Source organism: Halorubrum persicum (assembly GCF_002727125.1).
Taxonomy (GTDB): Archaea; Halobacteriota; Halobacteria; order Halobacteriales; family Haloferacaceae; genus Halorubrum; species Halorubrum persicum.
The window spans coordinates 1-669 of the sequence record NZ_NHOA01000155.1 but is presented as its reverse complement, the minus strand read 5'-3'; the positions used below and the strand labels follow the sequence as shown (position 1 = coordinate 669).

1 protein-coding gene is annotated in these 669 nt (G+C 72.8%); it reads left to right on the top strand.

All coding sequences use genetic code 11. From position 1 onward, the window contains the following. The coding region (locus tag DJ69_RS17070) for an ABC transporter substrate-binding protein (RefSeq protein ID WP_245851752.1) at positions 1-669 on the top strand (669 nt) is incomplete at both ends.

Here is a 669-nt window from a genome sequence, read left to right as displayed (position 1 = left end):
TGGCACGACGGCGAGCCGGTGACGGCCGACGACGTGGCGTTCACCTACGAGTTCCTCCGTGACACCGCGATGGGAACCGCCGATTCGCCGGTGCCGACGCCGACGTTCCGGGGGCGCGTCTCGGCCGTCGCCGACGCGACGGCCGTCGACGAGACGACGGTCCGGCTGACGCTCGACGAGGTCAACGAGGCGGTCGGCGTGCGCGCGCTCCAAGTACCGATCCTCCCGGAACACGTCTGGGGGGACCGGACGGGGATGGCGACGATCGCCGGGTTCGAGTTCGACACGGAGACGACCGAGGCCGTGGTGACGAACAACGAGGATCCGGTCGGGAGCGGCCCGGTTCGGTTCGTCGAGGCCGCCCCGGGCGAGACGGTCGCCTTCGAGCGCAACCCGGACCACTTCCTCGTGCGAGAGGCGGACGGCGACGGGTCGGCCGGCAGTACGGACGGCGGCTCGGCGGACGAGGAGGCGGACCCGCTCGCGGGGATCCCGGAGCGATTCCGGGGCAAACCGGCGTTCGACCGGCTGGAGATCGAGGTGATGGGGTCGGACATCGCGGCGGTGCAGGCGGTCGGCGACGGGCACGCGGACGCGACCGTCTCGAATCTCGGACCGGACTCCGTCCCGCGAATCGGGCGCGAGGCCGACGCGCGGCTCGTCACGGGG